We start from the raw sequence: 26016 nt of genomic DNA on the forward strand, positions 1-26016 counted from the left end.
GGAAGCAATAGCGGCTTTGGTCGAATAATCAGCGGCAAAAGGGAATTAACGCTTATTCGCTAACCCTTGACTGCGATCGACGGTCACGTCTAAATCCGTTAACAAACCATTATCTATACCGTAGATCCAACCATGGACGGCGACTTCTTGGCCGCGATCCCACGCCTCTTGTACTATGGTAGAACTGGTCACATTGGCGACCTGTTCAATCACGTTTAACTCGCACAGGCGATCGAAGCGTTTTGCCTCATCCATCTGCAGTAATTCGTCTTGGTAGATACGGTAGATATCCCGCAAATGTCCTAACCAATTATCGATAAGCCCAAGGCGTTGTTGGCCCATGGCGGCGCGCACACCACCACAACCATAATGGCCGACGACCATAATGTGTTTGACTTTGAGCACATCGACGGCGTATTGCAGGACGGATAAGCAGTTTAGATCGGTGTGGATCACCATGTTGGCAATATTGCGGTGAACGAAAACTTCGCCGGGCATGAGATCGATAATTTGGTTGGAGGGGACGCGACTATCGGAGCAACCAATCCACAGGTATTCGGGGGATTGCTGTTTGGCCAATTGTTCAAAAAAATCGGGGTTCTCTTGGCGTATACGTCCAGCCCAGCGGCGGTTGTTGTCGAATAAAGGTTTGAGTAATTTCATTTTAACCTATTGTTTTGTTAGCGTATTTAAAGCTATTAATGATGCGGGTCACACACGTTAAGTAAGAGTATACCAGCAAATTTTCCCCTGCTGGTCTATCCAATGTGCAGCCTGTAACGCCTTCCTAACTGACTCATTTAAGTTAAGCCAAACGGGTGATGATTTTTTTACAGAACCCTTGTCAGAAATTGGCTTAAATGTTGGTTGATAACATCTGCTTGTTCTAGGGTCGAGATATGGCCCGCATTGGGAATATGCACTAACTCACTGCCATCGATAGCATCGTGCATTAAGTAACTCTCTAGTACGCTGCGGGCCTTATCTTCAACGCCGACCATAATTAAACAGGGGAGAGTGAATTGCTCGGCAAAATCCATAGTGTCGCGGCGGCCAAAAATCATCCGTCCAAGTTTAACAATGGTGGGGATTTTCTCTGCTGGGATAGCGGCAAGAGTGTGTTCAAAGCCCGCAACCAGTTCGGGCGTATTATTCGCAGCATTGTTTGCGAAGAATAACGGCGAAATCGCACCGATAAGCGGTGCTGGGATGGCCTTGGCGGCGGTTATCATATCCAGCATGCCATCATATTTTGCGCGGGTCACCTCGGGTTCGAAACCGATAAAGCTGTCGAGCATGATCAGTGCTTGCACGCGGCCCGGCGCCTTAAGCACCACTTCAGCCCCCCACATAGCGCCGACCGAGAGCCCAACAAGGCTAAAATGCGCAATTTGCAGGGTATCCATTAAGGCGAGCATATGATCGGCAATATCGAGCAGACTATGGCAATTCTCGGGCAAATTTCCCGATTGGCCATGTCCCCACAGTTCCGGCACTATGCAGCGATACTGACGACTCAACAGCGCAATCTGTGGCGCCCACATGTTGCTATCCCAAAGATAACTGTGTCCAAATAACAGGACTGGACCTGTGCCAATATCGAGGTAACTTAAGTTGCTACCTGCGATGTCTAATTGATGACGATGTGAAGAAAAATCCATAAAACCTACTTTTTAAGCTAAGCGCCGAGTGTTAGGCGCTATCAATTTGTTCAAATTTTGATAAAAACCTAAGGCTTGGCAATTCTATGTACATATTCAGCCACTAGCTCGGGTAAACGAGCGAGCACGGCCCCTTTAAGCAACATATCGCTCTGCTGGATAACCTGCGTTAAGGCCTGTACCTCAAATTGGGGTAACAGGGTTTGAGACTCGGGGAAATAGCTGATATGCCAAGGCTCGGCGCTGACTGCGCTTTTACCGCGTTGAAATGGAAAATAAAAACCAAACTCTTGGGCGTGATGGAGCAGCCACTGGTACAACTTGGCGCAGGGGCCAGCGTCAGTGTATTCGGCTTCCACTAATCGCAGGGATTTCACTTCGATTTGCTTTGCATCAAACACATCAATATCTGTGCCCCAATGGTGGCGTGATGCACCGGGCAGCGCCGACCAGAGTAAGATTAAATCAACAAGCTCATCATCTGTTAAGCCTTCGATATCAACAGCTTGTTCATTGGCATCTAGCACCGCCCGTTTTCCGCTTGCCTTAGCGTTCCATATCGCCAGTTGGCGATCAAAGGGGCGATAGGCGGAGCAGATGGCCAATTGAATGCCATCTTCCGCGGCCTTTTCAGCCATAGCTTTGAAGGCGATGGCGGTGTGGGGCTCCAGTAAAAAAACCGTGGTTTGGCTATGGTACGGGCTTAACACCTCAACTAAATCGTGGGGTTCTAGGCCGTAGAGGCGAGCGGTTGCGGGTGAGAGCAGGGCTGCATTTAGCACAGTAACTGTTCCAAAATCACTTCATAACATAGGGCTAGCTGTTCAAGATCATCGACCTTAACGCATTCATTCACCTTATGAATGGTGGCGTTGACTGGGCCAAGCTCGAGCACTTTTGCCCCTGTCGGCGCGATAAAGCGTCCGTCCGATGTGCCGCCTGTGGTCTGTGGATCTGTCTCATAGCCTGTGACTTGACGAATGGCAAATCGGGTCGCATCCAGCAGTGGACCATCGCCGGTTAAAAATGGTAATCCATTGAATATCCAGCTGATATCGTAATCAAGCTCATGGTTTTTTAATAAGGCTTCTACCCGTTCGATTAAGATCTCGGCGGTGACTTCGGTGGAGTAGCGGAAGTTAAACATCACCTCGAGTGCCCCTGGGATCACATTCGATGCACCGGTGCCGCCATTAATATTGGCGATTTGCATACTGGTGGGCGGAAAGAACTCATTGCCATTATCCCAGTGCATTTGGCTCAGTTCGGCTAAAAATGGCGCCGCTCTGTGGATTGGATTATCGGCAAGGTGTGGATAGGCCACATGGCCTTGAATGCCCTTTACGGTTAAGTTAGCGGTTAAGCTGCCGCGGCGGCCATTTTTGACCACATCGCCCAGTTTTAAAGTGGATGAAGGTTCACCGACTAACGCCCAAGTGATCTTCTCGTTACGGGCTTCTAAGGTATCAATGACTCTAGTGGTGCCATTAATAAAGGGGCCTTCTTCATCGCTGGTGATCAAAAACGCGATGGAGCCATTATGATCGGGGTGTTTTGCCACAAAGCGTTCGGTAGCGACGACCATGGCGGCGAGTGAGCCCTTCATATCGGCGGCGCCGCGGCCATATAGGTAGCCATCGATAATCGTCGGTACAAAGGGCGGCGTGTGCCAGCGGCTCACATCCCCGGTTGGCACAACATCCGTGTGGCCCGCAAAGCAAAATACGGGACCTTCATTTCCGCGGCGAGCCCACATATTGGTGGTGTCTTCGAAGACCATAGGTTCGATATTAAAGCCGATGGCGCTGAGTCTCTCGGCCATCAAGGTTTGACAGCCTTCATCTAAGGGGGTGACCGAAGGGCGCGCGATCAAGTCCTTGGTTAACGCTGTGACTGGAAAATTATCGGCGGTTATCATAGGGAAAACACCTTTTTATAGTCTGCTTCATTGAAGCCAACCACCACTTGTTCACCGACAACCAGCACTGGGCGTTTGATTAAGGTGGGATGGGCTAACATCAGCGCTAGGGCTTTAGCTTGATCTATATCGGTTTTATCCGCATCACTCAGGGCGCGAAAGCTAGTGCTGCGTCTATTGAATAGGGTTTCCCAACCTGCGGTGTGACACCACAATTCGAGGTCCTCTTGGCGTAGACCTTCATCTCTAAAATCATGGAAATGAACTGGAAGTTGATGATTTTCAATCCATTTACGTGCTTTACGCACTGTATCGCAATTCTTAATACCAAAAAGGGTCAAAATGATGCTCCAGTGTTTATGGGCGCTTGGCATACAAGCTTTGATTTTGCTCGCATTGTGGCATTGTGAGCCAGATGTCACAAGTAGGATCTCGTTGTGCCCTAGCGGGAAAAGGCATAAATAGCAGCGGATAGAATGGGCCGTTTGTTCACCTTAACATAACGTAAAGAATGACATTTTGGGCATAAAGTCAGTACTCAATTAGCGCAATCGATATTTATCACTTACCTTGGGCGAGATTTTGACTAGACTCAAAGCGTAGGGCTAATTAAGGGGAACACTATGGACTCAATAAAAATTCGCGATCATATGGACCGTCAACCCGTATTGTTGCGTGCAAATATGTCGCTTGCTACCGCCGTCGAAAAACTCTTAGATCACAATAAAATGGGCGCCGCCGTGGTCGACGATAATGGCAATCTGGTCGGTTTTTTATCCCAACAGGATTGCTTGGCCGTGATGCTAAAAAGCAGTTACCACTGCGATATGACTTCCGTCGTGAAAGATTGTATGCGCACAGAGGTGCTCTTTGTGGGGCCAGATGACAGCATTTTGCAATTAGCGGAGCAGATGCTGGGGCCAAAACCTAAAATTTATCCCGTGGTAGAGCAGGGTAAAGTGATTGGTACTATCAATCGCACCAATGTGTTGAAGGCCATGAACGTCTATATGCAGCAATGTTACCTTGCGCCAGCCTAGGTCATGCTCCTCTGTGGTTAACGGGTTAGTTTACGCCTGAAATTGCAGGGTTTAAGGCGCATCTTAGGTAAATTATCCATACCAATGCGCCACGTTCCTTGCTAGGATCGCCGTTTTTGATGCTAGCAATGGAATTTGGTTTTGAACTCTGACAAACATCCGCTATCGAACGCCTTTCTTAATCTTTGCTATCAGAGCGACGCGTCGCGGATCCGTCGTCGTTTATTTAAGCTCAATAAAGAAGCCGACTCAGATAAAAAGACTCAAATATTAGCCCAACTGAGTGAGCAAGCTAAGGCCGCCTTTGATAAGGCTGAGCAGCGTCGCCTTGCACGGCCAAAGATCCAATATCCTGAAAACTTGCCAGTTTCTTTAATGCGCGACGAGATTGCCCATGCGATTGCGGGTAATCAGGTCGTGATCATCGCCGGTGAAACGGGCTCGGGTAAAACGACTCAGTTACCTAAAATTTGTTTGGAACTCGGCCTAGGTTGCCGTGGCATGATTGGCCACACCCAACCGCGCCGTTTAGCGGCCCGCAGTGTCGCCAGCCGAGTCGCAGAAGAATTACAAAGTCCGCTTGGTGAAGTGGTTGGTTTTAAGGTGCGCTTTGCCGATGCGCTGAAGAGTGAGTCCTATATCAAGTTGATGACTGACGGTATTTTACTGGCGGAATTAACTTCAGATCGCTATTTAGATCAATACGATACAATTATTATCGACGAGGCCCACGAGCGTAGCCTCAACATCGATTTTATCTTAGGTTACCTCAAGCAAATTCTGAAAAAACGCCCCGACTTAAAGGTCATCATCACCTCGGCCACCATAGATGTTGAGCGTTTTTCTAAGCATTTCAACAATGCGCCTATTATCGAAGTCTCAGGCCGCACCTTTCCGGTAGAAACCCGTTATCGCCCCTTAGTGCAAGATAGCGATGCCGATCTAGATCAAATCGAAGGTATTTTTGCCGCCGTCGATGAGCTGGTGGCCGAAGGGCTTGGCGACATTCTGATCTTTATGAACGGTGAGCGGGAAATCCGCGATACCGCCGAGCAATTAAGCCGGCGTAATTACCGTGATACCGAAATTTTGCCGCTGTATGCGCGGCTTTCCTACGGCGAGCAGTCCAAGGTGTTTAGCAGTCACAGGGGTAGGCGGATTGTGCTTGCCACCAACGTCGCCGAAACCTCGTTAACTGTGCCTGGCATTCGCTATGTTATCGACCCAGGTACGGCGCGGATCAGCCGTTACAGTTATCGCACTAAGGTGCAGCGCCTGCCCATCGAACCGATTTCTCAGGCGAGCGCTAATCAACGTCAAGGGCGTTGTGGCCGCGTGGGGCCGGGGATTTGCATTCGGTTATACGATGAGGCGGATTTTAATAATCGTCCGGCCTTTACCGATCCCGAAATTCTGCGCACTAACTTAGCCTCGGTCATTTTGCAGATGCTTGCCATCGGCCTTGGGGATATTGCTGCATTTCCCTTTATCGAGCCGCCCGATCCACGCCATATCCGCGATGGCTTCTTACTGCTCGAAGAATTACAAGCGGTCGCGAACAAACACGGCAAGCTGGTGCTTACACCGCTGGGGCGCAATTTAGCGCAAATTCCGGTGGATCCGCGTCTAGCGCGTATGGTGGTCGAGAGTCAGCAGTTAGGTTGTTTAAATGAAGTGCTCATTATTGCAGCGGGTTTATCTATTCAAGATCCCCGCGAGCGACCTATGGATAAGAAGCAAGCCAGCGATGAGGCCCACCGCCGTTTTGCCGATCCACACTCTGATTTTGTCAGTTGGGTAAACCTGTGGCAGCACTTAAAAGATCAACAAAAAGAGTTATCTGCCAGCCAGTTCCGTAAAAAGTGCCGCGATGAATACTTAGCTTACCTGCGGGTGCGAGAGTGGCAGGATCTGTACGCTCAGCTTAAGCAAGCCGTGCACGATTTAAAGTGGCGTTTAAATGATACCCCCGCCAGTTACGATGCCCTGCACCGTGCGCTGTTATCGGGTCTGCTCAGCCATATCGGCTTTAAGGACAATAACAACGAATACTTAGGCGCCCGTAATCGTAAGTTTTTTGTGTTTCCAGGTTCGCCGCTCGCCAAAAAGGGCCCTAAGTGGATTATGGCGGCGGAGCTGACCGAAACCTCGCGCCTGTTCGCTCGCTGCTGCGCCAAAATTGAACCCGAATGGCTAGAGCCATTAGCGGCACATTTGATCAAAAAAAGCTATGTAGAGCCCCATTTTGAGGCAAAACCCGGCAGCGTTATTGCCCTTGAGAATCAAGTGCTCTATGGTTTGACGGTTGTACATCGCCGCAAGGTGCAGTATGGCCCTATCGATCCCGTTGAAGCGCGGGAGATTTTTATCCACAGCGCCTTGGCCGAAGGGCAACTGCAAACCCAAGAAGCGTTTTTTGTCGCGAATCAGAAGCTGCTCGAAGATATTGAATCACTGGAGCACAAATCCCGCCGCCGCGATATTTTAGTGGATGAGCAAGTGCTGGTGGATTTTTACGAGCCGCGTATTCCCCAAGGCATTTATAACGCCCAGTTGTTCTTTGGTTGGTGGAATAAGACTAAGCGTGAGCAGCCGGATTTACTGGATTTTAATAAAGCCCTGTTAATGCAGCGCAGCGCCGACCATATCTCGGCCTTGGATTTTCCCGATACGTGGCATAAGGGCAATTTACGCCTCAAACTCAGTTATCATTTTGAACCCAGTGCCGCGGACGATGGCGTGTCTGTGCACATTCCGGTGGCATTGCTCAACCAAATTGATGATACGGATTTTGATTGGCTGGTGGCGGGGCTAAGGGAGGAAAAATGTATTGCCCTGATCAAATCTCTACCTAAGAGTTTACGGCGTAAGTTTGTGCCGGCGCCGGATTATGCCCGCGCCTGTGTGCAGGCGATGCAACCCTTTAGCGCCAACTTGCTCGAGGCCATGTGCAAGCAGTTATTGCGTATGAGTGGCACGCGTATATCACCAGAAGACTTTGATTTAACGCAGATCCCTGTGCATCTGCAGATGAACTTTAAAATCGAGGATGATAAAAACAACTTAGTGGCCGAAGGTCGTGTGCTCGATACCTTAAAAGCCGAGTTGCAGGGCGTGGTCGCTAAGGCCATTCGTCAGGTGGCGGATAAGGGTATAGAGCAAGAAGCATTAACCGAGTGGTCCTTTGGCGAGTTGCCTAAGCAATATCAGCAGCAGAAGGGGAATTATCAGGTTCGGGCATTTCCTGCGCTGATCGATAATAAAGACAGTGTTGCGATCAAATTATTTGATGATGAATTTGAGGCACAGGATGCTCATCGCCAGGGTCTAAGACGTTTACTACTGCTTAATATCCCGTCACCGGTGAAGCATTTACAGCAAGCCTTGCCTAACAAGGCAAAATTAGCCATGTATTTCAATCCTTTCGGCCAAGTACAAATCTTGATTGATGATATTATTGCCGCCGCAGTGCAGCAGTTGTTGGATGAAAAGCAGCTAGATGTCCGGGATAAACACCAGTTTGAACAGGCAAAGGATTGGGTTCGCCAGGAACTTAATCCAACCGCCGAGCAAATTGCCCTGAAGGTTGAGCAGATTTTGACTCTTTATCAGGGCATTAAAAAGCGCCTCAAGGGTAAAATTAACCTAGATATTGCTTTTGCTATGAGTGATATTCAAAGCCAATTAGACAAGCTAGTGTTTAAGGGATTTGTCGAAGCCTGTGGTTGGAACCGTTTAGCCGATGTGGCCCGTTATCTAAAGGCGATTGAAACCCGTATCGATAAATTACCCGTCGACCCGACCCGCGATCGTTTGCATATGCAAAGCATCAACAAAGTGCAGGACGCCTTAGCGGCGCAATTAGCTAAGGTGCCGCGTTCTGTGCCAACGCCGCCGGCATTAATCGAGGCGCGTTGGATGATTGAGGAATATCGAGTGTCGTGCTTTGCACAGGTGCTCGGTACCGCCTATCCAATATCTGAAAAGCGGATTTTAAATCATATTCAACAGGCCTAATTGCCCAGCGTGATACTGAGCCATTAAGCGGCGGGTCTACCGTTTCCCCTCAAAATAGGGATGTGCTTATTTTGAGGGGAACAGCCAGTTTGCTTTATATTTGGCTAAATGGCCCCGTATTGCTTTGGTGCAGGGTGTTGCTTTGGTGCTGTGTATTCGTTTGATGCTGGGTATGGGTTTGGTGATAGTAACGTAAGTCATGCTCGGTGCGACGCCCCTCGCTGAAGGCAGAAACGCGTTTTAAATAGCCAATTACCCGAGTGCCATAATCGATATTTTTTGAACCGCATTGGTGACAATATTGCTGGGTACGTTTATCTATATGCTGGCAATCATTACAAATGGTGATTTTCACATTGATGCAGAAATAATTACAACCCGTGCGCGCGGCAATATTAAATAAATTGATGTAGTTTTGCTCCGAGAGTTTTTCATCCAAATTGAGATGTAGTGCAGAGCCGCCATCTAAATAGCGGGTCATTTGTTCGCCGTGTAATATAAATTTATCGAGATAATTGATATCGCCATCTTCAACGGGATAGAAATAACTGTTGTAACAATTTCTTGAGACACGATAGCCGTCTTTTTTATCCCACCGGGCATTTTTTATCCCTAAATTCTCGGCGGGAACAAATTCGGTATTAAACTTATAACCCCATTGCTCGGTTGCCTGTCTATTAGCATCGTAAATTATCTTTAAGTTATCCTCGATAAAAGACTGATATTCTGTATTGGTATTGGCCGTTAAGCCTAAATATTCGGCGGCCTCGACCATACCGTTAATGCCTATGGTCAGGAATTGTTTGTCGAGGGAGATAAACCCTGCGTCATACACAGGTAACATGCCATTTGCTAAATGATCTTCCATCAATTTTCGATAGGCGATTTGGTACTTTTGAACTTTGACTATTTCAGTGTGCAGATCCCGTTTATCTTGAATTAATCTATTCATATTAACGGTGATCACATTGATTGACCCCGTTGCGACGCCTCCCGCGCCTAGACTGTAGGAGAATGAGTGATCGCTGATCTCATTACGTAGCCGGCAACAGGAAGCCAGCGAATCGGCATTTTGTGATTGATAAACAAAGAAGGCCCCACCTTCACTCATATTTTTGGCGCAGATCTGAGCAAAATCAGTATCTTTTACCTTACCCTGATCCGTGAGCATTGCGGCGGTGATCACCGGGAAGGTGAGTACCGCTTTGCTTCGCTCACGGTTAAACCAGTCCAAGAAAAAGGCTTGTAATTCACGGATGGAATGCCAATCTGGTGAAGTAAAGTCGGGGAACACAAATTGGCCAAACATAGCCTCAAAATAATGTTTATCATAAACTGAAATATTCCAGAAGACACTTTGATATCCCCTTGCCGCCGCGGGTTGATTTAATGCATAGACGACATGCTGAAGATGATTTTCTATCGCGTGTCTATGATCGTTAAGATAATGTTCGCCATAGTCTTTACGGGCAAAATAGTCGAAATAAATTAAAAATTCGACCGTTGCTATTGCGCCTGCAAATTGCGCACTGATAGCGAAGACTAAGTTAACAAAGCTGCCACAAAAGGATTCTAAGTGTTGAGGTGCCTTAGATTCGCCCCCAAGTTGGGTTAGGCCATTTAATAAAAAAGGGTACATTGAAATCGAAGCACAATAGGGTTTTAGGCTGGTTTCATCGTGTACGTATATTTCATGTTCCGTAATTTGACGGATATATTCTTCAGCTAAGCCATCGTCAAAAAGATCCGCAATTTTTTGTTTTACTAGGGCGCGATTAATGTCGATGAAATAGTCTTTCATTAACTCAGTTTCTAAGGTGGCGATGTTTTTGTGGGTGACATTCGCATTCGCATCTAAAGGGGAGGCATCGGCGGCATTGTTGGCCTGTTGGTAGTGTTTGATAAAGGCGATTTTTTGCTGTAGTTGCTGAGGATTAAGTGCTGACATTCTGCTATTCCCTGAATTTATAGTTGAGTAAGTTTCCTGTTTTTAAATCCATAAATCTTTGATTCGTTGTTGGTTTCTCTAAACCTCCCCGTGTTGGCAGCCAAGCCCCTGTTTTGAGAAAATCCAGTTGCTGGACAATTTTCTGTGGGACTTTTTCTTTGCCTGTGTATAGGCAGGTTTTAAGCCCCATCGTTTTGGCAATTAATAGTTTTTCAATCAGTGCTTGGGGATTCCATTCTCCACCAAAAAATAAGATGCAACTCACAAGACCCTGATAACGATGTAAATAATCCTCGAATGCCAATCTATTCAACTCAATGCCAATCTGTGGATCCCAGCTATCTTGGCTATGGCATCCTTGGCAGCGTAGCGGGCAGCCAGTAATGGTGAAGGCGAGCGCTACCTCATCGGGCACTTCTTGGAAACAGACCTGTGGTTGGAAGCTGTTAAAGGTTAAAATTCCCATATGTTGTGCTTAATTTTTTATTTAGACACTATATATAGATTTATAGTAACCGGGACGTCAAATCTTGATTTGATCAAGATCAACTTTTTGTGCTTTGCGCCGGAGATTGAAATGGCAGGGAGAAGAGGGCGTGTTAGCAGCCCAAATAGCGGGATCTTAGTTCAGTTTAGAGGGAGACGTGTGCAGTGTTGTTTGATAGATATATTGTAATAAGCGGTAGCTATCTGCCAGATCACAATCTACTTGCTCTTGTTTTTTATAGCCTAATTGAGTGAGTTCGATATGCCATGTGGGGGTGATTTTTTGCAGTGCTAAGCTTTGCTTAACGCAATTGAGTTTGCAGCCATCCAACGCCAATATGGGCCGCCCAGACTGAGCGAGTTTGACGATAGATTTAATATTTCCGCCCACTCCCGCAATACATGACATCTGCATCACACCTGTGCGGTCTAAGGTTAAGGCTACATCATTGGCTAATTGCGCCACATTCGAGCAACCTGAGCAGGCATAGACTAAGGGTTTATCGGTCGATAATGTTGACATTGTGCCACCTTTTTTAACAAGTTCATTTATCTTGTAGGCACACAGAATATACCGTGTGCCTACAATGAGTTAGCTAATGTTTAGCAAGTGATTTCCGCACGGGGACGGGCGTAAAACCACCAGGTTATCGCGACACAACTGGCATAAAAGACGATGAATCCATAGAGGGCGGTGTCTACCGCGCCAGTTAAACTCATCGATGTGCCATAGGCCTTAGGGATAAAAAATCCGCCATAGGCCGCTATCGCTGAAATAAATCCGAGTACCGCGGCGGATTCTCGGTTTCCTTCGATTTCTGCCTGTCTTTCCATGCCTTTACCTAATGCTCTTTGCCTTAGGGTCAAGAACATCACTGGCACCATGCGGAAAGTAGAACCATTGCCTATACCTGTGGTGATAAATAACAGAACAAACATGGCGAAGAAGCCGAAGAAATTGCCACTTTCACCCGAATTGGGGAGGAAAAATAATACCCCACAGACCCCAATCGCCATAAAGAGAAAGTTGACTAAGGTTACCCTAGCGCCGCCGAAGATATCCGCCAGTTTACCGCCGACGGGTCTTGCCAGTGCCCCGGCAAGTGGGCCAATAAAGGCAAATTTTACTGGGTCCACCTCAGGGAATAACATCCCAGAGAGTAGGGGGAAGCCCGCGGCAAAACCGATGAAACTGCCAAAGGTGCCCATATATAACCAGCACATAAGCCAAGTATGTCGGCGCTTAAATACCACTGCCTGTTCTTTAAAGGAAGATTTGGCATCGGTAATATCATTCATGCCAAACCAAGCGGCGATAGTGCCGATAATAATCAGCGGCACCCAGACAAAGGCCGCGTTTTGCAACCAAATAGTCTGATTTTCGCCATTTGCCATGACTTGGGTCAGCGGTGCTCCCTCTAGGCCACCAAAGACGCTGGCAGAAATCACCAACGGGGCAAAGAGTTGCATGCCCGAAACCCCTAAATTCCCCAGCCCGGCGTTTAGCCCTAAAGCAGTTCCTTTTTCCGCCTTAGGATAAAAGAAACTGATGTTGGCCATACTGGAGGAGAAGTTACCGCCGCCTAAACCACATAACAAGGCTAAGATCAGCATGATAAGGTAGGGCGTTTCGGTGTTTTGAAGGGCAAATCCCATCCATAAACAGGGGATCAATAATGAGGCTGTTGACAGTGCTGTCCAGCGGCGACCACCGAATATAGGTACCATAAAACCATAGAAAATGCGCAGTGTGGCACCCGATAATGCAGGCAACGCCGCAAGCCAGAACAATTCATTCGGACTGTAGCTAAACCCGAGTTTGGGCATTTTGACGACCATAATGCTCCAAATAGACCAGACCGCGAAGGCGAGAAATAGGTTAGGAATAGAGATCCACAGATTACGTCTGGCGATTTTTTTCCCTTTGTTTTCCCAAAAGTCTTTATTCTCCGGTTGCCAATCGTGTAGCACAAAGGCATCGGGCGTGGCCATTTCAGGTAGGTTTTTAACGGTTTGGCCAATGGCCCACTCCATTTTCTCCGCTTTACGGATAGCAGAATGCATCCACGCAAGGGAGATGGCGCAGATGACGAACAGCAGCATAAAGCAGCTTTGCCAAATGCCAATCACATCATTGAGCATACCGAAGGTCAGCGGCAGTAAGAAACCACCTATGCCACCCACCATACTTACCAGACCACCGACTACGCCGACGTTACCCGGAAAATAGGTAGGTATATGCTTGAATACTGCGGCTTTACCTAAGGACATAAAAAAACCTAGGGTAAAGATAAAGAGCACAAAGACAGGTAAAGAAATGTGAAAATTAAATTCATAGATGTGGTTAACCCCAGTGACGCTATAGTGGGTTGGGGGGTAACTCAGTAAAAAAGTGCACAGGGTACTGACCCCGAGCGTCCAATACATGATCCGGCGGGCGCCGTATTTATCCGACCAAAATCCCCCTAAAATCCTAAACAGTGATCCTGGAATAATATAAAGCGAGGTGAGGATACCCGCAGTGACCAGTGAAACGTCATACACATTGATCAGGTAATGGGGCAGCCAGAGGGCGAGGGCAACAAAGGCACCAAAAACGAAAAAGTAATATAAAGCAAAGCGCCAGATCCGAATATCATGCAGTAATGCCAATTGCTCGCTGAATTTTGGCGGGGTGAAATTGCCTAGGCGACGGGGCTCGGTTTTTGAGAAAACAAAATAAAGGGTGGCAAAGATGGCAATGATCACACCATAGATTTGCGCCGTTTCTTGCCAGCTAAAATGGCCCAATAAAAAGGGGGCGCCAAAGGTGGTTAATGCTGCCCCTACATTACCTGCACCAAATATCCCGAGGGCCGCGCCCTGTTTTTGGGTTTCGAACCAGGCGGCGACGTAGGTCGCACCAACGATAAAGCCGCCCCCAGCAAGCCCGAGCCCAACCCCTGCGATCAGTAGCATATTGTAGCTATCTGCGATGCTGAGCCAGTAAGCGGATATGGCGGCAAGGTACATTAAGGTACTAAAAACAATGCGTCCTCCCCATCGCTCGGTAAACATCCCGAGCAGAATGCGGCTGAGGGAACCACTCAATATAGGAATGGCCATTAACAGCGCCATTTGTGTTTCTGTTAACGATAACTCTGTTTTAATTTGGATCCCTAAAATGGAGAAAATGGTCCAAATGGCAAAACAGAGTGTAAAGGCAATGGTCGTAAGCCATAGGGCCCGGTATTGCCCATTCCTTACGTTTAGTGCTTGACTACTCATTTGAATACTCCGACATGACTAGCATTGTATTAAGTATCTAATTTTATTGTTTTATTAGAGAAGTGATTGTCGATTTGTGTCGAAGTCATAGCCATCAATCGTTGCGGCATCGATCAGGGTTTGAATATATTGGGCAATCGCTTTTTGACAGACTTTCTCATTCAAATATTGGCTAATTTTGGCTTTAACGGCTTCGATAGGTAGGGGTAATCCATCAATTTTATTTTTTATATCAACAACATGAAATCCATAGCGACTTTCAATCGGGTAAGGCTGTAGGCCCGTTGTTGCACTGAGCAGTTGTCGTTCAAATTCTGGGACTGTTTGGCCACGGCTGAGTTGGCCTAAATTGCCGCCGGTCGTTTTTGACGGGCAAACAGAAAACTGCTGGGCGAGGGTGGCAAAATCGGCCTGCTGTTTGAGTTGCTCTATGATTTGTTCGGCTAACAGCTTAGCTTCTACTCTGGCCTTGGCATCATCGGTTGCGGCGGCAATCAAGATATGATTGGCTTCGATCAGGGGAGATGTTTTAAAACGCTGTGGATTTTGCTGGAAATACTGTATGCACTCTTCTTCAGTCGCTTCTGGAATGATGACTTCACGTTCAATGAGTTGCTCGAGATAATCTTCCTTACCGCTGGTTTCGTCGAGGGATAAGGGCAGGGAGAGTGCCGCTGCACGTTGGCGCAATAACTCGCCAATCACTAAGCTTTGGGCCGCATCTAACATGGCTTGTCGTTGGGTTGCTGCGGGGAAATATTGCATTTCCATCAGGACTTGTTCTTCGGTGATATCTGTGTGGTTGACTCGGATCATGGTGTTGTTCTCTACTTATGCAGATTCAGGCAAGGCGCAGTACCCTGGCATTGGGATGCCAGGGTACGTATTGAGTTAGCGACTCACTTTACGACGAACGATTTGGTGCTGACGGCCAATATACTGCAGTGGTGCGCTGAGCATGTGCACCAAGCGGCTAAATGGAAAGACAACAAAGAGTGTCATACCAAGTATCACGTGCAGTTTAAAGATGATGTTGACATCATCAATCGCTTCAACCGCAGCCATACTATTGAATGTCATGATATTTTGGGCCCACGACATTAATTTAAGCATTTCGGCGCCATCGAGGTGACCGCTTGACACCAGAATCGAAATTAGCCCGAGGATAAGCTGCGCATATAACATCAATAAAATGATGATATCCATAGGCTTACTGGTCGCCCGTATTCTTGGGTTATATAAACGGCGGCGAATGAGTATGGTTAATCCCGCAAAGCAAATTAACCCAAACAGACCACCAGCACCCATAGCAAGGAGTTGTTTAAACTCAGTGCTCACGCCGAGGACATGCCAGACTGCCTTTGGGGTTAATAGGCCCACAAAGTGGCCGAAGAAGATGCCGATAATCCCCAGATGAAACAACACACTGCCAAGGTGGAGTTGTCGTTTTTCCAGTAATTGACTCGAACTCGTTTTCCAAGTGTATTGCTCACGGTCGTAGCGTATCCAACTGCCGATAAACATCACCGCCATGGCGATATAGGGATAGATCCCGAAGGCAAAGATTGAAAAGTGACTCATTGATGCGCTCCTTACAGTCGTTCACTATGGCCGCTTGGGCGCAATAGCTCTGTGTTCAGTGGAATATGTTGATCCCGTCGTTGGGCTTCGGTCGGGCGCTGGGTGGCGCAGCTGTTTTGGGCGTTATCCATAAAGTTGACCATTTCTTCTTCCCAGACCTTATCGAGCTCTTTGGGGGTGTTATCGGGCTTTTCGTCAACAATTTGCTCACGTAAGTCATTAAGATCTAAAGAGATCTCGGTTAAACTCAGCAGGGCATGGAACAAATCCGCATAGCTCGATTGGTGTTTTTCGAGCCTGCAAGCCAACAGAGCAAAAATATGAGCTACCTCTTCCAATCCATAACGACCATTTTCGCTGCCTTGGGTCGACATAAACTCAAGGTATAAGGGAATGTAGTCGGGCAGTTCTTTGGCACTAATATCGAGTCCAGCCTGATGATATTGGGCGAGCAGATTGACCATAGCTTGGCCCCTATCGCGGGACTCGCCATGGATGTGTTCAAATAACAGCATGGAGAGGGAGCGGCCGCGTTCAAATAAACCGTCATATTCAGCTTGCCAGTCCATCAGATCGCTGTTGAAGCGTTGCTCAATAAATTGATTAACCGCGGCTTTATGCTGTGCATTGAGCTGTGATTGGTTAATCACCTGCACTAATTCGCCCCGAGCCTCAATCAGCTCGGGCTGCGGATAATCGAGTAACATTGAAATGACACTTAATATTTTCATTTTTACTTCTCCAGTGTCACAGGGATAACTTGGCGTACGCTTGCGGCTTTGGCGCCAAATAAGTTGACCCCATTGTTGCCATCGCCACAGCCATTACCGAAGCTAAAGCCACAGCTACTCTTCATATCGTAGGCATTTTCGGCATAGGCTTTATGGCTGGTTGGCACCACAAATCGGTCTTCATAATTGGCAATTGCCATGTAGCGATACATTTCTTCGACTTGAACTGGCGTGAGTCCGACTTGTTTTAACACCTCCAAGTCTTCCACTTTGTCGACCTGTTGTGCGCGTTTAAAGGCGCGCATTGCCAGCATGCGCTCGAGTGCCACTACCACAGGTTTTTCATCGCCAGCGGTTAATAGGTTGGCGAGATAACGCAGTGGGATCCGCAATGATTTCAGATCGGGGATTTCACCGTTCATGCCAATATGGCCAGCTTCAGCCGCCGTTTGTATTGGTGACAATGGTGGCACATACCACACCATTGGAAGGGTCCGATACTCAGGGTGTAACGGCAGCGCGACTTTCCAATCGATCGCCATTTTATAGACGGGCGAGCGCTGGGCGGCGTTGATCCAATTATCACTGATCCCTTCCTTACGGGCGGCTTCAATCACCTTAGGATCATTAGGGTCGAGGAAGATATCTAATTGTGCTTTATAGAGATCTTTATCGTTTGGCGTGTTAGCGGCTGCTTCGATTTTGTCGGCATCGTAGAGCAATACCCCAAGGTAACGAATACGGCCTACGCAGGTCTCAGAACATACCGTTGGCTGCCCGGCTTCGATACGTGGGAAGCAGAAAGTACATTTTTCTGATTTGCCTGATTTCCAATTGAAGTAGATTTTCTTGTAAGGGCAGGCGGAGACACACATGCGCCAGCCGCGACACTTATCTTGGTCAATGAGCACAATGCCATCTTCTTCACGCTTATAAATCGAGCCCGATGGGCAAGAGGCGACGCACGCTGGGTTTAAGCAGTGTTCGCACAGGCGTGGCAAGTACATCATGAAGGTTTTTTCAAATTGACCGTAGATGTCTTTTTGCAGCACATTGTCAAAGTTTTTGTCTTTCTTACGTTTTTCAAACTCAGTGCCGAGAATTTCTTCCCAGTTTGGACCCCAATCGATTTTTTCCATCCGCTGACCGGTGATCAGTGAACGTGGTCTGGCGACCGGTTGATGTTGGCTATCGGGCGCGGTGTGCAAATATTGGTAGTCAAAATCGAATGGCTCATAGTAGTCATCGATTTCCGGCAGATCCGGGTTGGCGAAGATCTTGGCCAATAATCTAACTTTGCCGCCGATTTTGAGTTCTAACTTACCTGCAGAGTTACGCTTCCAGCCGCCATTCCATTTATCTTGGTTTTCCCATTCTTTAGGGAAACCAATACCCGGTTTGGTTTCGACGTTATTAAACCAAGCGTATTCAACCCCTTCGCGGGAGGTCCAAACGTTTTTACAAGTAATGGAGCAAGTGTGGCAACCGATACATTTATCGAGGTTGAGTACCATGCCTATTTGGGCTCTAACTTTCATAACTTATTCCTTGCTCAAATCTTATTTAGTGTCTAACCAGTCGACGTTGTGCATCTTACGTACAACAACAAATTCGTCGCGGTTACAACCGACAGTACCGTAGTAGTTAAAGCCATAGGCTTGCTGGGCATAGCCACCAATCATATGGGTAGGTTTCATCACGGCGCGGGTGACTGAGTTGTGGATCCCGCCACGGGTGCCGGTCATTTCTGAACCTGGTACGTTTACGATACGTTCTTGGGCGTGGTACATCATGCTCATGCCTTCGGGGACTCGCTGGGAGACCACGGCGCGGCAAGCAATCGCCCCGTTAACGTTGAAGACTTCAATCCAGTCGTTATCTTCGATACCGGCAATTTTGGCGTCGGTTTCGCTCATCCAGACGATGGGGCCACCGCGGGACAGGGTCAGCATCAACAGGTTGTCCGAGTAGGTGCTGTGGATCCCCCATTTTTGGTGTGGCGTGATCCAGTTAAGGACGATTTCCTTATTGCCGTTGGGCTTTTTGTTTAGTACTGGAGCGACGGTTTTTAAGTTGATCGGCGGCTTATAGGTACAAAGCTGTTCACCAAAATCACGCATCCATTGGTGATCTTGATAAAACTGTTGGCGGCCAGTAATAGTGCGCCAAGGTATTTGCTCGTGTACGTTGGTGTAGCCCGCGTTATAGGACACATGTTCATCTTCTAAGCCAGACCAAGTGGGCGAGGAGATGATTTTCCGTGGTTGGGCGACAATATCGCGCCAGCGAATTTTTTCTTCTTCCTTGGGTTTGGCGAGATGGGTGTGATCTAAACCGGTAAATTCACCGAGTGCTTCCCAGGCTTTTACGGCAACTTGGCCGTTGGTTTCTGGGGCGAGTGCTAGGATCATTTCACAGGCATCGATAGCGGTATCTAACTTAGCTAACCCTTTATTAACGCCTTCATCCGTATGGGTATAATTGAGTTGACGTAGGAGTTTGACTTCATCCTTAGTATCCCAACTAATGCCTTTGCCGCCGTTACCTATGTTTTCCAGTAATGGCCCTATGGAGGTAAAACGGGCATAGGTATTAGGATAATCGCGCTCAACCATAGTCAAGTGCGGCATGGTTTTACCCGGAACAGGTTCACATTCACCTTTCCACCAGGCTTTCACATCATAGGGTTGGGCTAATTCCCCTGGGGTATCGTGGTGCATTGGGATAGTGACCAGATCTTGCTCTACACCTAAGTGGCCTTTACAGGCCTTAGAAAATGCCTTGGCAATACCCTTGAAGATGTCCCAATCCGAGCGAGCTTCCCACACAGGGTCAATAGCGGCCGAAAGAGGATGAATAAAGGGATGCATATCCGAGGTATTCATATCATCTTTTTCGTACCAAGTTGCAGTAGGTAAGACAATATCTGAATATAAACAAGTGGTTGACATACGGAAATCTAAGGTTACCCACAGATCAACTTTGCCTTCTGCACCTTGTTCTTTCCATTCAACGTCTTCAGGCTTATTACCGCCAAAATCACCCAGATCTTTACCGAGTAAGCCATGCTTAGTGCCGAGGAAATGGCGCAGCATGTATTCATGGCCTTTACCGGAGGAGCCCAGCAGGTTAGAGCGCCAAATAAACATATTGCGGGGGAAGTTTTTCGGATCGTCCGGTTGTTCACAGGCAAATTTCAGATCGCCCGTTTTAAGCTGGGATACTACATATTGTTCAACCGTTTGGTTTGCCGCTTTTGCGCTGGCAGCGAGGTGCAGCGGGTTAGTGCCTAACTGTGGCGCAGAGGGTAACCAGCCCATGCGTTCGGCGCGGCTGTTGAAATCGATAATGCTGCCACTCCAGTTTTCCTTAGGTGCAAGTGGCGAAATGATTTCGGACATGTTCAGTTTTTCATAGCGCCATTGGCTGGAATGGTTATAGAAAAACGAAGTGCCGTTCATATGGCGGGGAGGGCGTTGCCAATCGAGAGCAAATGCCAGTGGTGTCCAACCCGTTTGTGGTCGCAGTTTTTCTTGGCCGACATAGTGGGCCCAGCCGCCGCCGGATTGACCGACACAGCCACACATCATCAGCATGTTGATCAGGCCGCGGTAGTTCATGTCCATGTGGTACCAGTGGTTAAGCGCGGCACCCACAATCACCATTGAACGACCCTGGGTTTTATCCGCATTTCTGGCAAACTCAGTGGCGACACGGATCACATCGGCACGTTTCACGCCTGTGATCACTTCCTGCCAAGCGGGGGTGTATGGCACGTTGTCATCGTAGGAGCTGGCGCGCTGGTCATCACCAATACCGTTATCTACACCATAGTGGGCCAACATAAGATCATATACGGTGGCCACTTTGGCTTGGCTGCCATTCGCCAGTTGCACCGTCTTGACGGGCACCTTGCGTAACTGGATGTCGCTGTGTTCAGTGTGTTGAAAATATTGATACTCGTGGGGCGCGCCGCCGAAGTAGGGGAAGGCAACTTGAGCAAATTCATCATGTTGATCTTTAAGGGTCAATAGCACATCAATATCGCCATGGCGATCTTTCTGCTCTAAATTCCATTTGCCTTTTTCGCCCCAGCGATAGCCGATAGAACCATTAGGGCTGGTCATTTTTCCTTGGCTATCAATTGCAATAGTTTTCCAATCAGGATTGTTTGTTTCGCCAAGATTATCAACAAGATCGGCGGCTCGCAGGAAGCGGCCACTGGTGAGGTGCCCATTGCTTTCTTCAAGCATGACCAAGATGGGCATATCGGTGTAATGTTTAACATAATCAGTGAAATAGGTACTAGGGTTATTCACATGAAATTCTTGCAAAATCACATGGCCAAACGCCATCGCCAGCGCGGCATCTGTGCCTTGGCGCGGTGCTAGCCAAGTATCACCGAACTTAGAGGCTTCGGAATAATCCGAAGTGATAACGCAGGTTTTGGTGCCCTTGTAACGCACTTCACTCAAAAAGTGAGCATCGGGGGTACGGGTTTGAGGCACGTTTGAGCCCCAAACTATGATGTAGTTGGAGTTATACCAGTCGGCGGATTCTGGCACATCGGTCTGCTCGCCCCAAACCTGCGGTGATGCTGGGGGTAAATCGCAATACCAATCATAGAAGCTAAGACAGTTCGCACCGATTAAGGAAAGGTAACGAGCACCCGCCGCATAGGACACCATAGACATCGCCGGAATGGGCGAGAAGCCTGCGATACGATCCGGACCATAGGCCTTAGTGGTGTACACGTTAGAGGCGGCAATGATCTCATTGACTTCATCCCAACTGGCACGAATAAATCCCCCTAGACCGCGGCGCTCTTTGTAGCTTTTTGCCTTAACGGGATCATTAACAATCGATGCCCATGCATCGACGGGATCGGCATAGCGCTGCTTTGCCTCCCGCCAAAGTTTCATCAGTTGTTGGCGGATTTTAGGGTATTTCAGTCGGTTAGCGCTATAAATGTACCAAGAATAACTCGCGCCTCTTGGGCAGCCACGGGGCTCATGGTTGGGTAAATCGGGACGGGTGCGGGGGTAATCGGTTTGTTGGGTTTCCCAGGTGACTAAGCCATTTTTGACATAGATTTTCCAGCTACAGGAACCGGTACAGTTAACGCCGTGGGTGGATCTTACAATTTTATCGTGCTGCCAGCGTTGTCGGTAACCCTGCTCCCAAGTTCTGTCTTGCTCAGTCGTAACGCCATGGCCGTTGGCAAACGGTTCCTGACGGGTCTTAAAAAAACGCAATTTATCGAGTAAGTGACTCATTTTATTAATAAACTCCTGATGCGATACTGCTCTCAACAGAGAATGCTAATTGACGCAAAAGCAATACTCGTTGCCTGACTCTATGGATAGATTTGGTGTTGGTTAAAAACCATTTCTAATTGTTTAATTTTTGTGTTTTTTCTGGCTGATTTTGGTTGGATTTGTGCACAAAGTCTGACGCTAGTCACATAGGCGAATGTTGATCGCGATCAATAAATAATTGTTTTTGTGAAGAATATCCCTTTGTGAGTACCTAGGGGTTGCGTCATATCCATAGCGCAATTTCAGTGACTTAGAAGGCTCGAATATCGGTACTTGTATAGATATTAATCATGGCTTTAATCGGTTGCTGGGTAGGGTGTGAACTGGGTGACTTTGTGTGAATGCCGTTTGTGGATCGAGATCACGCTTATAGGCAAATACCTACTTAGAGGAAGAGGCTTTTCTCTTAAAGTCTCCTATGATGATAAAAGCTAAAGCAATGTGACAAAAATGTGTTTGATTTTGTGCTTCAAAATTGGCTCGTGTTACATCGATTTTAAGGGGGATTTACGGTGGAACGAGACAGTTAAGTGGATCGCAGCCGCGTGGATAACAGCATGTTTATGCAGAAATTTGGGAGAGATTATGACAACTCAAACCAGTGATGAAGCAAGTGATAGTAAGCGCTTAGAATTAAAAATTTTCCTCTTTTTAACTGTGCTATTAGCACCGATATTGTCCGTATTACTGGTCAGTGGCCTAGGTTTTGCGATTTGGTTCAGCCAAATTCTTACTGGCCCACCGGGTGCTGGCTAAGCCAAAAACAACAATAACAATGCAATAGAGTGGAATGTCGGATGAGCAAAGAACTTCATATCACCAGTTTAGTGGTGCAAGTATTGCCGCAGAAAATGGCAGACGTTAGGCAACACATTATGACGATTGAAAACGCCGAACTTTCCGTAAATAACGATGTGAAATTGGTCGTTGTACTTGAAGGCGATTCCCAACGCGCCTTGATGGACGGCATAGAAAAGATCAATGCCATTCCTGGCGTCCTATCCGCCACTATGGTTTACCACCAGAGTGAAACGCTCGAAGAGGGTGAAGAATGAACATGAACAGACGCGATTTTATTAAAGCCAACGCGGTGATCGCCGCGGCCGGTGCCGCAGGCTTAGCCTTGCCCGCGGGCGCAAGCAACTTAATTACCAGCTCAGAACAAACTAAACTCGAATGGAACAAAGCGCCTTGCCGTTTCTGCGGCACGGGTTGTTCCGTGATTGTCGCCACCCGCGATGGCAAAGTCGTGGCCACCCACGGCGATGCCAACAGTGAAGTTAACCGTGGCTTGAACTGTATCAAGGGTTATTTCCTGTCGAAAATCATGTACGGCAGCGATCGTCTGACTACGCCTATGCTGCGAATGACCGATGGCAAATACGATAAACACGGCGAATTCTCACCTATCAGTTGGGATAGCGCCTTTGACATCATGGCGCAAAAGTGGAAAGAAACCATCAAAGCCAAGGGACCAACCGCAGTCGGCATGTTCGGCTCGGGCCAGTGGACAGTATGGGAAGGTTACGCCGCCGTTAAGTTGATGAAAGCGGGCTTTGGCTCGAACAATATCGACCCTAATGCGCGCCACTGTATGGCGTCGGCCGTGGTCGGTTTTATGCGTACCTTCGGTATCGATGAGCCTATGGGTTGCTATGACGATATGGAAGCGGCCGATGCCTTCGTGCTGTGGGGCTCGAATATGGCCGAAATGCACCCTATCCTCTGGAGCAGGGTGACCGATCGCCGTTTGAGCGCACCCCATGTTAAAGTGGCAGTGCTGTCTACCTTTGAACATAGATCCTTCGATTTAGCCGATTTGCCGATCGTATTCACTCCGCAAACCGACTTAGCTATGTTGAACTTTATCGCTAACTATATTATTCAGAACGATAAAGTGAATTGGGACTTCGTTAAAAAACACGTTAACTTCCGCCAGGGCACCACAGACATAGGCTACGGTTTACGTCCAACCCATCCGCTTGAACAGAAAGCCAAAAACGTCAAAACGGCGGGGGATTCAACGCCAATCGATTTTGATACATTCAAGGCGTTTGTGGCCGATTATACGGTAGAAAAAGTCAGTAAACTGTCCGGTGTTCCAGAGGATAAGTTAATTGAATTGGCGAAGCTGTATGCCGATCCAAATACGAAAGTGACTTCGTTTTGGACCATGGGCTTTAACCAGCATACCCGCGGTGTATGGTGTAACAATCTGATTTATAACATCCACTTACTGACGGGTAAAATATCTACCCCGGGTAACAGCCCATTCTCATTGACGGGCCAACCCTCAGCCTGTGGTACGGCCCGTGAAGTGGGAACTTTCTCCCATCGTTTACCCGCCGATATGGTGGTCACTAACCCTGAGCACAGAAAACACGCCGAACACATTTGGAAGATCCCTAGCGGTATCATTCCACCTAAGCCCGGTTACCACGCCGTCGAGCAAAACCGTCGCTTAAAAGACGGCGACTTGAACTGCTATTGGGTGCAAGTGAACAACAATATGCAGGCCGGCCCTAATATCAATGAAGAAGGGCTACCAGGATATCGCAATCCTGCCAACTTTATTGTGGTATCGGATGCCTATCCAACGGTCACTACTCAAGCGGCGGATCTGATCCTGCCAACGGCGATGTGGGTCGAGAAAGAGGGCGCCTATGGTAATGCCGAGCGCCGTACCCAGTTCTGGCACCAAATGGTGCAGGCACCGGGTGAGTCCCATTCGGATCTGTGGCAATTGATGGAATTTTCCAAGCGTTTTACCACGGATGAAGTCTGGCCGAATGACGTGCTTGCCGCTAACCCTGAGTTTAAGGGCAAAACCCTGTTCGAAGTGTTGTACCAAAACGGTAATGTTGACAAGTTCCCATTGACGGATACCGATCCTAAGTATCTGAACAATGAAGCGAAACACTTTGGTTTTTACGTGCAGAAGGGCTTATTCGAAGAATACGCAACCTTTGGCCGTGGCCATGGTCACGATTTAGCCCCCTTTGAGGCTTACCACGAAGCCCATGGATTACGTTGGCCTGTGGTCGATGGTAAAGAAACTAAGTGGCGTTTCCGTGAAGGTACGGATCCCTATGTTAAAGCGGGTAAAGGCTTTGAGTTTTATGGGCATGCCGATGGCCGCGCGGTGATTTTTGCGCTGCCCTATGAGCCAGCCGCAGAGTCTCCGGATGAAGAATATGATATTTGGTTATCCACAGGTCGTGTGCTTGAGCACTGGCATTCGGGTTCTATGACCCAACGTGTGCCCGAGCTTTACCGCGCTTTCCCTGATGCCGTGTGTTTTATGCACCCAGAGGATGCCAAAAAACGTGGCCTTCGCCGTGGCGATGAAGTGCGAGTGGTATCACGCCGTGGTGAGATCAAGACGCGAGTCGAAACCCGTGGCCGTAATAAACCGCCCGTTGGCCTGGTGTTTGTACCTTGGTTTGATGCTAGCCAGCTCATTAATAAAGTCACCTTAGATGCGACAGATCCCTTGTCAAAACAAACTGACTTTAAGAAATGTGCGGTGAAGATCGTCAAGGTATAAGGAGTACGGAATGAAAACATTCAAATTAGTCTCAACATTAGGCTTACTCGCACAGGGCTTAGTCTTTATGGCCAGCGTCTCGGCAGCCAGTGTTCCCGATGAGAAAATCGATACCCTGCGTCAGGCGCCGATCGATGTCGAGCTTACGCCACCGGCGATGCAAACAGTACGCAACACAGATGTTAAAGAGGTGCGTAATTACCCGATGCAGCCGCCAGTGATCCCCCATAAAATTGATGGCTATCAATTGGATCTTAAAGTGAATAAATGTATGGCCTGCCATGCGAGAAGCCGCACCGGTGACTCCCAAGCGCCTATGGTCAGCGTGACACACTATATGGATCGGGATAATAACTTTTTAGCCGAGCTCTCTCCGCGTCGTTATTTCTGCACTCAATGCCATGTGCCGCAGTTAGATGCCAAACTCCTAGTCGAAAACGACTTTGTAGATATGGAACATCTTATTAAAGCCAACACCGAGCAGAAAAAACACTAGGAGTCA

20 protein-coding genes are annotated in these 26016 nt (G+C 48.0%); 6 read left to right on the plus strand and 14 right to left on the minus strand.

Translation table 11 applies throughout. The features are described 5' to 3' along the window. Positions 1–45: 45 nt before the first annotated feature. The 5 genes from can to MJO46_RS01540 form a co-directional block, all read right to left on the minus strand. Positions 46–663 (minus strand): carbonate dehydratase, encoded by a 618-nt coding sequence (gene can / locus MJO46_RS01520; protein ID WP_253987802.1) that lies wholly within the window; start codon positions 661–663, stop codon positions 46–48. A 167-nt stretch (positions 664–830) separates the two neighbouring features. Continuing rightward, on the minus strand, positions 831–1661 hold the full coding sequence (locus tag MJO46_RS01525) for an alpha/beta fold hydrolase (RefSeq protein WP_253987803.1): 831 nt from the start codon (positions 1659–1661) through the stop codon (positions 831–833). A 68-nt stretch (positions 1662–1729) separates the two neighbouring features. Then, on the minus strand, positions 1730–2443 hold the full coding sequence (locus tag MJO46_RS01530) for a M15 family metallopeptidase (protein ID WP_253987804.1): 714 nt from the start codon (positions 2441–2443) through the stop codon (positions 1730–1732). After that, a complete protein-coding gene (gene dapE, locus MJO46_RS01535) occupies positions 2437–3579 on the minus strand; it encodes a succinyl-diaminopimelate desuccinylase (protein WP_253987805.1) in 1143 nt (380 codons plus the stop codon). The genes MJO46_RS01530 and dapE overlap by 7 nt, the downstream gene beginning before the upstream one ends. Beyond that, on the minus strand, positions 3576–3920 hold the full coding sequence (locus MJO46_RS01540) for an arsenate reductase (protein ID WP_253987855.1): 345 nt from the start codon (positions 3918–3920) through the stop codon (positions 3576–3578). Before MJO46_RS01540 ends, dapE begins: the two co-directional genes overlap by 4 nt. A gap of 282 nt (positions 3921–4202) precedes the next feature. On the opposite strand from MJO46_RS01540, the gene MJO46_RS01545 reads away from it, so the two are divergent. Further along, positions 4203–4619, plus strand: coding sequence for a CBS domain-containing protein (locus MJO46_RS01545; RefSeq protein WP_198783311.1), 417 nt, complete (start codon positions 4203–4205; stop codon positions 4617–4619). Between the two features lie 135 nt (positions 4620–4754). Beyond that, positions 4755–8636 carry an ATP-dependent RNA helicase HrpA gene (gene hrpA / locus MJO46_RS01550; RefSeq protein WP_253987806.1) on the plus strand — a complete coding sequence of 1294 codons (3882 nt, stop codon included), beginning with the start codon at positions 4755–4757 and terminating at the stop codon, positions 8634–8636. A 94-nt stretch (positions 8637–8730) separates the two neighbouring features. Here the strand turns inward: hrpA and nrdD are convergent, their stop codons facing one another. The 9 genes from nrdD to MJO46_RS01595 form a co-directional block, all read right to left on the minus strand. After that, positions 8731–10584, minus strand: coding sequence for an anaerobic ribonucleoside-triphosphate reductase (gene nrdD / locus MJO46_RS01555; RefSeq protein WP_253987807.1), 1854 nt, complete (start codon positions 10582–10584; stop codon positions 8731–8733). A 4-nt stretch (positions 10585–10588) separates the two neighbouring features. After that, positions 10589–11050 carry an anaerobic ribonucleoside-triphosphate reductase activating protein gene (gene nrdG, locus MJO46_RS01560; protein WP_253987808.1) on the minus strand — a complete coding sequence of 154 codons (462 nt, stop codon included), beginning with the start codon at positions 11048–11050 and terminating at the stop codon, positions 10589–10591. A 156-nt stretch (positions 11051–11206) separates the two neighbouring features. Beyond that, positions 11207–11593: a putative zinc-binding protein gene (locus MJO46_RS01565; RefSeq protein WP_253987809.1), complete on the minus strand. Its 387-nt coding sequence runs from the start codon at positions 11591–11593 to the stop codon at positions 11207–11209. 80 nt (positions 11594–11673) lie between these two features. Continuing rightward, the gene (locus tag MJO46_RS01570) at positions 11674–14337 is read right to left on the minus strand and encodes an MFS transporter (RefSeq protein WP_253987810.1); all 2664 of its coding nucleotides are present in this window, start codon (positions 14335–14337) and stop codon (positions 11674–11676) included. Between the two features lie 54 nt (positions 14338–14391). After that, the gene (locus tag MJO46_RS01575) at positions 14392–15153 is read right to left on the minus strand and encodes a peptidylprolyl isomerase (protein WP_253987811.1); all 762 of its coding nucleotides are present in this window, start codon (positions 15151–15153) and stop codon (positions 14392–14394) included. Between the two features lie 75 nt (positions 15154–15228). Further along, positions 15229–15918: a respiratory nitrate reductase subunit gamma gene (gene narI / locus MJO46_RS01580; protein ID WP_253987812.1), complete on the minus strand. Its 690-nt coding sequence runs from the start codon at positions 15916–15918 to the stop codon at positions 15229–15231. Positions 15919–15929: 11 nt separating this feature from the next. Beyond that, positions 15930–16649 (minus strand): nitrate reductase molybdenum cofactor assembly chaperone, encoded by a 720-nt coding sequence (gene narJ, locus MJO46_RS01585; protein WP_253987813.1) that lies wholly within the window; start codon positions 16647–16649, stop codon positions 15930–15932. 2 nt (positions 16650–16651) lie between these two features. Continuing rightward, entirely contained in the window at positions 16652–18187 is a 1536-nt protein-coding gene (gene narH / locus MJO46_RS01590) for a nitrate reductase subunit beta (protein WP_208658852.1), read from the minus strand. A gap of 21 nt (positions 18188–18208) precedes the next feature. Beyond that, on the minus strand, positions 18209–21925 hold the full coding sequence (locus MJO46_RS01595; RefSeq protein WP_253987814.1) for a nitrate reductase subunit alpha: 3717 nt from the start codon (positions 21923–21925) through the stop codon (positions 18209–18211). Positions 21926–22552: 627 nt separating this feature from the next. On the opposite strand from MJO46_RS01595, the gene MJO46_RS01600 reads away from it, so the two are divergent. The 4 genes from MJO46_RS01600 to MJO46_RS01615 are packed head-to-tail and all read left to right on the plus strand — an operon-like array spanning position 22553 to position 26010. After that, a complete protein-coding gene (locus MJO46_RS01600; RefSeq protein ID WP_198783319.1) occupies positions 22553–22723 on the plus strand; it encodes a periplasmic nitrate reductase, NapE protein in 171 nt (56 codons plus the stop codon). 41 nt (positions 22724–22764) lie between these two features. Further along, entirely contained in the window at positions 22765–23022 is a 258-nt protein-coding gene (locus MJO46_RS01605; protein ID WP_007648114.1) for a chaperone NapD, read from the plus strand. A gap of 2 nt (positions 23023–23024) precedes the next feature. Beyond that, positions 23025–25514, plus strand: coding sequence for a nitrate reductase catalytic subunit NapA (gene napA / locus MJO46_RS01610; RefSeq protein ID WP_253987815.1), 2490 nt, complete (start codon positions 23025–23027; stop codon positions 25512–25514). A gap of 10 nt (positions 25515–25524) precedes the next feature. Beyond that, positions 25525–26010: a nitrate reductase cytochrome c-type subunit gene (locus tag MJO46_RS01615; RefSeq protein ID WP_253987816.1), complete on the plus strand. Its 486-nt coding sequence runs from the start codon at positions 25525–25527 to the stop codon at positions 26008–26010. Positions 26011–26016: the final 6 nt, after the last annotated feature.

The sequence above is a fragment of the Shewanella sp. KJ2020 genome (genome assembly GCF_024197625.1).
Classification (GTDB): Bacteria; Pseudomonadota; Gammaproteobacteria; order Enterobacterales; family Shewanellaceae; genus Shewanella.

Bases quoted from the DNA above. Each gene is read 5' to 3' on its own strand.
- can (WP_253987802.1), bottom strand. From the start codon at position 663: ATGAAATTACTCAAACCTTTATTCGACAACAACCGCCGCTGGGCTGGA.
- MJO46_RS01525 (WP_253987803.1), bottom strand. From the start codon at position 1,661: ATGGATTTTTCTTCACATCGTCATCAATTAGACATCGCAGGTAGCAAC.
- dapE (WP_253987805.1), bottom strand. From the start codon at position 3,579: ATGATAACCGCCGATAATTTTCCAGTCACAGCGTTAACCAAGGACTTG.
- MJO46_RS01545 (WP_198783311.1), top strand. From the start codon at position 4,203: ATGGACTCAATAAAAATTCGCGATCATATGGACCGTCAACCCGTATTG.
- nrdD (WP_253987807.1), bottom strand. From the start codon at position 10,584: ATGTCAGCACTTAATCCTCAGCAACTACAGCAAAAAATCGCCTTTATC.
- nrdG (WP_253987808.1), bottom strand. From the start codon at position 11,050: ATGGGAATTTTAACCTTTAACAGCTTCCAACCACAGGTCTGTTTCCAA.
- MJO46_RS01565 (WP_253987809.1), bottom strand. From the start codon at position 11,593: ATGTCAACATTATCGACCGATAAACCCTTAGTCTATGCCTGCTCAGGT.
- MJO46_RS01570 (WP_253987810.1), bottom strand. From the start codon at position 14,337: ATGAGTAGTCAAGCACTAAACGTAAGGAATGGGCAATACCGGGCCCTA.
- MJO46_RS01575 (WP_253987811.1), bottom strand. From the start codon at position 15,153: ATGATCCGAGTCAACCACACAGATATCACCGAAGAACAAGTCCTGATG.
- narI (WP_253987812.1), bottom strand. From the start codon at position 15,918: ATGAGTCACTTTTCAATCTTTGCCTTCGGGATCTATCCCTATATCGCC.
- narJ (WP_253987813.1), bottom strand. From the start codon at position 16,649: ATGAAAATATTAAGTGTCATTTCAATGTTACTCGATTATCCGCAGCCC.
- narH (WP_208658852.1), bottom strand. From the start codon at position 18,187: ATGAAAGTTAGAGCCCAAATAGGCATGGTACTCAACCTCGATAAATGT.
- MJO46_RS01595 (WP_253987814.1), bottom strand. From the start codon at position 21,925: ATGAGTCACTTACTCGATAAATTGCGTTTTTTTAAGACCCGTCAGGAA.
- MJO46_RS01600 (WP_198783319.1), top strand. From the start codon at position 22,553: ATGACAACTCAAACCAGTGATGAAGCAAGTGATAGTAAGCGCTTAGAA.
- MJO46_RS01605 (WP_007648114.1), top strand. From the start codon at position 22,765: ATGAGCAAAGAACTTCATATCACCAGTTTAGTGGTGCAAGTATTGCCG.
- napA (WP_253987815.1), top strand. From the start codon at position 23,025: ATGAACAGACGCGATTTTATTAAAGCCAACGCGGTGATCGCCGCGGCC.
- MJO46_RS01615 (WP_253987816.1), top strand. From the start codon at position 25,525: ATGAAAACATTCAAATTAGTCTCAACATTAGGCTTACTCGCACAGGGC.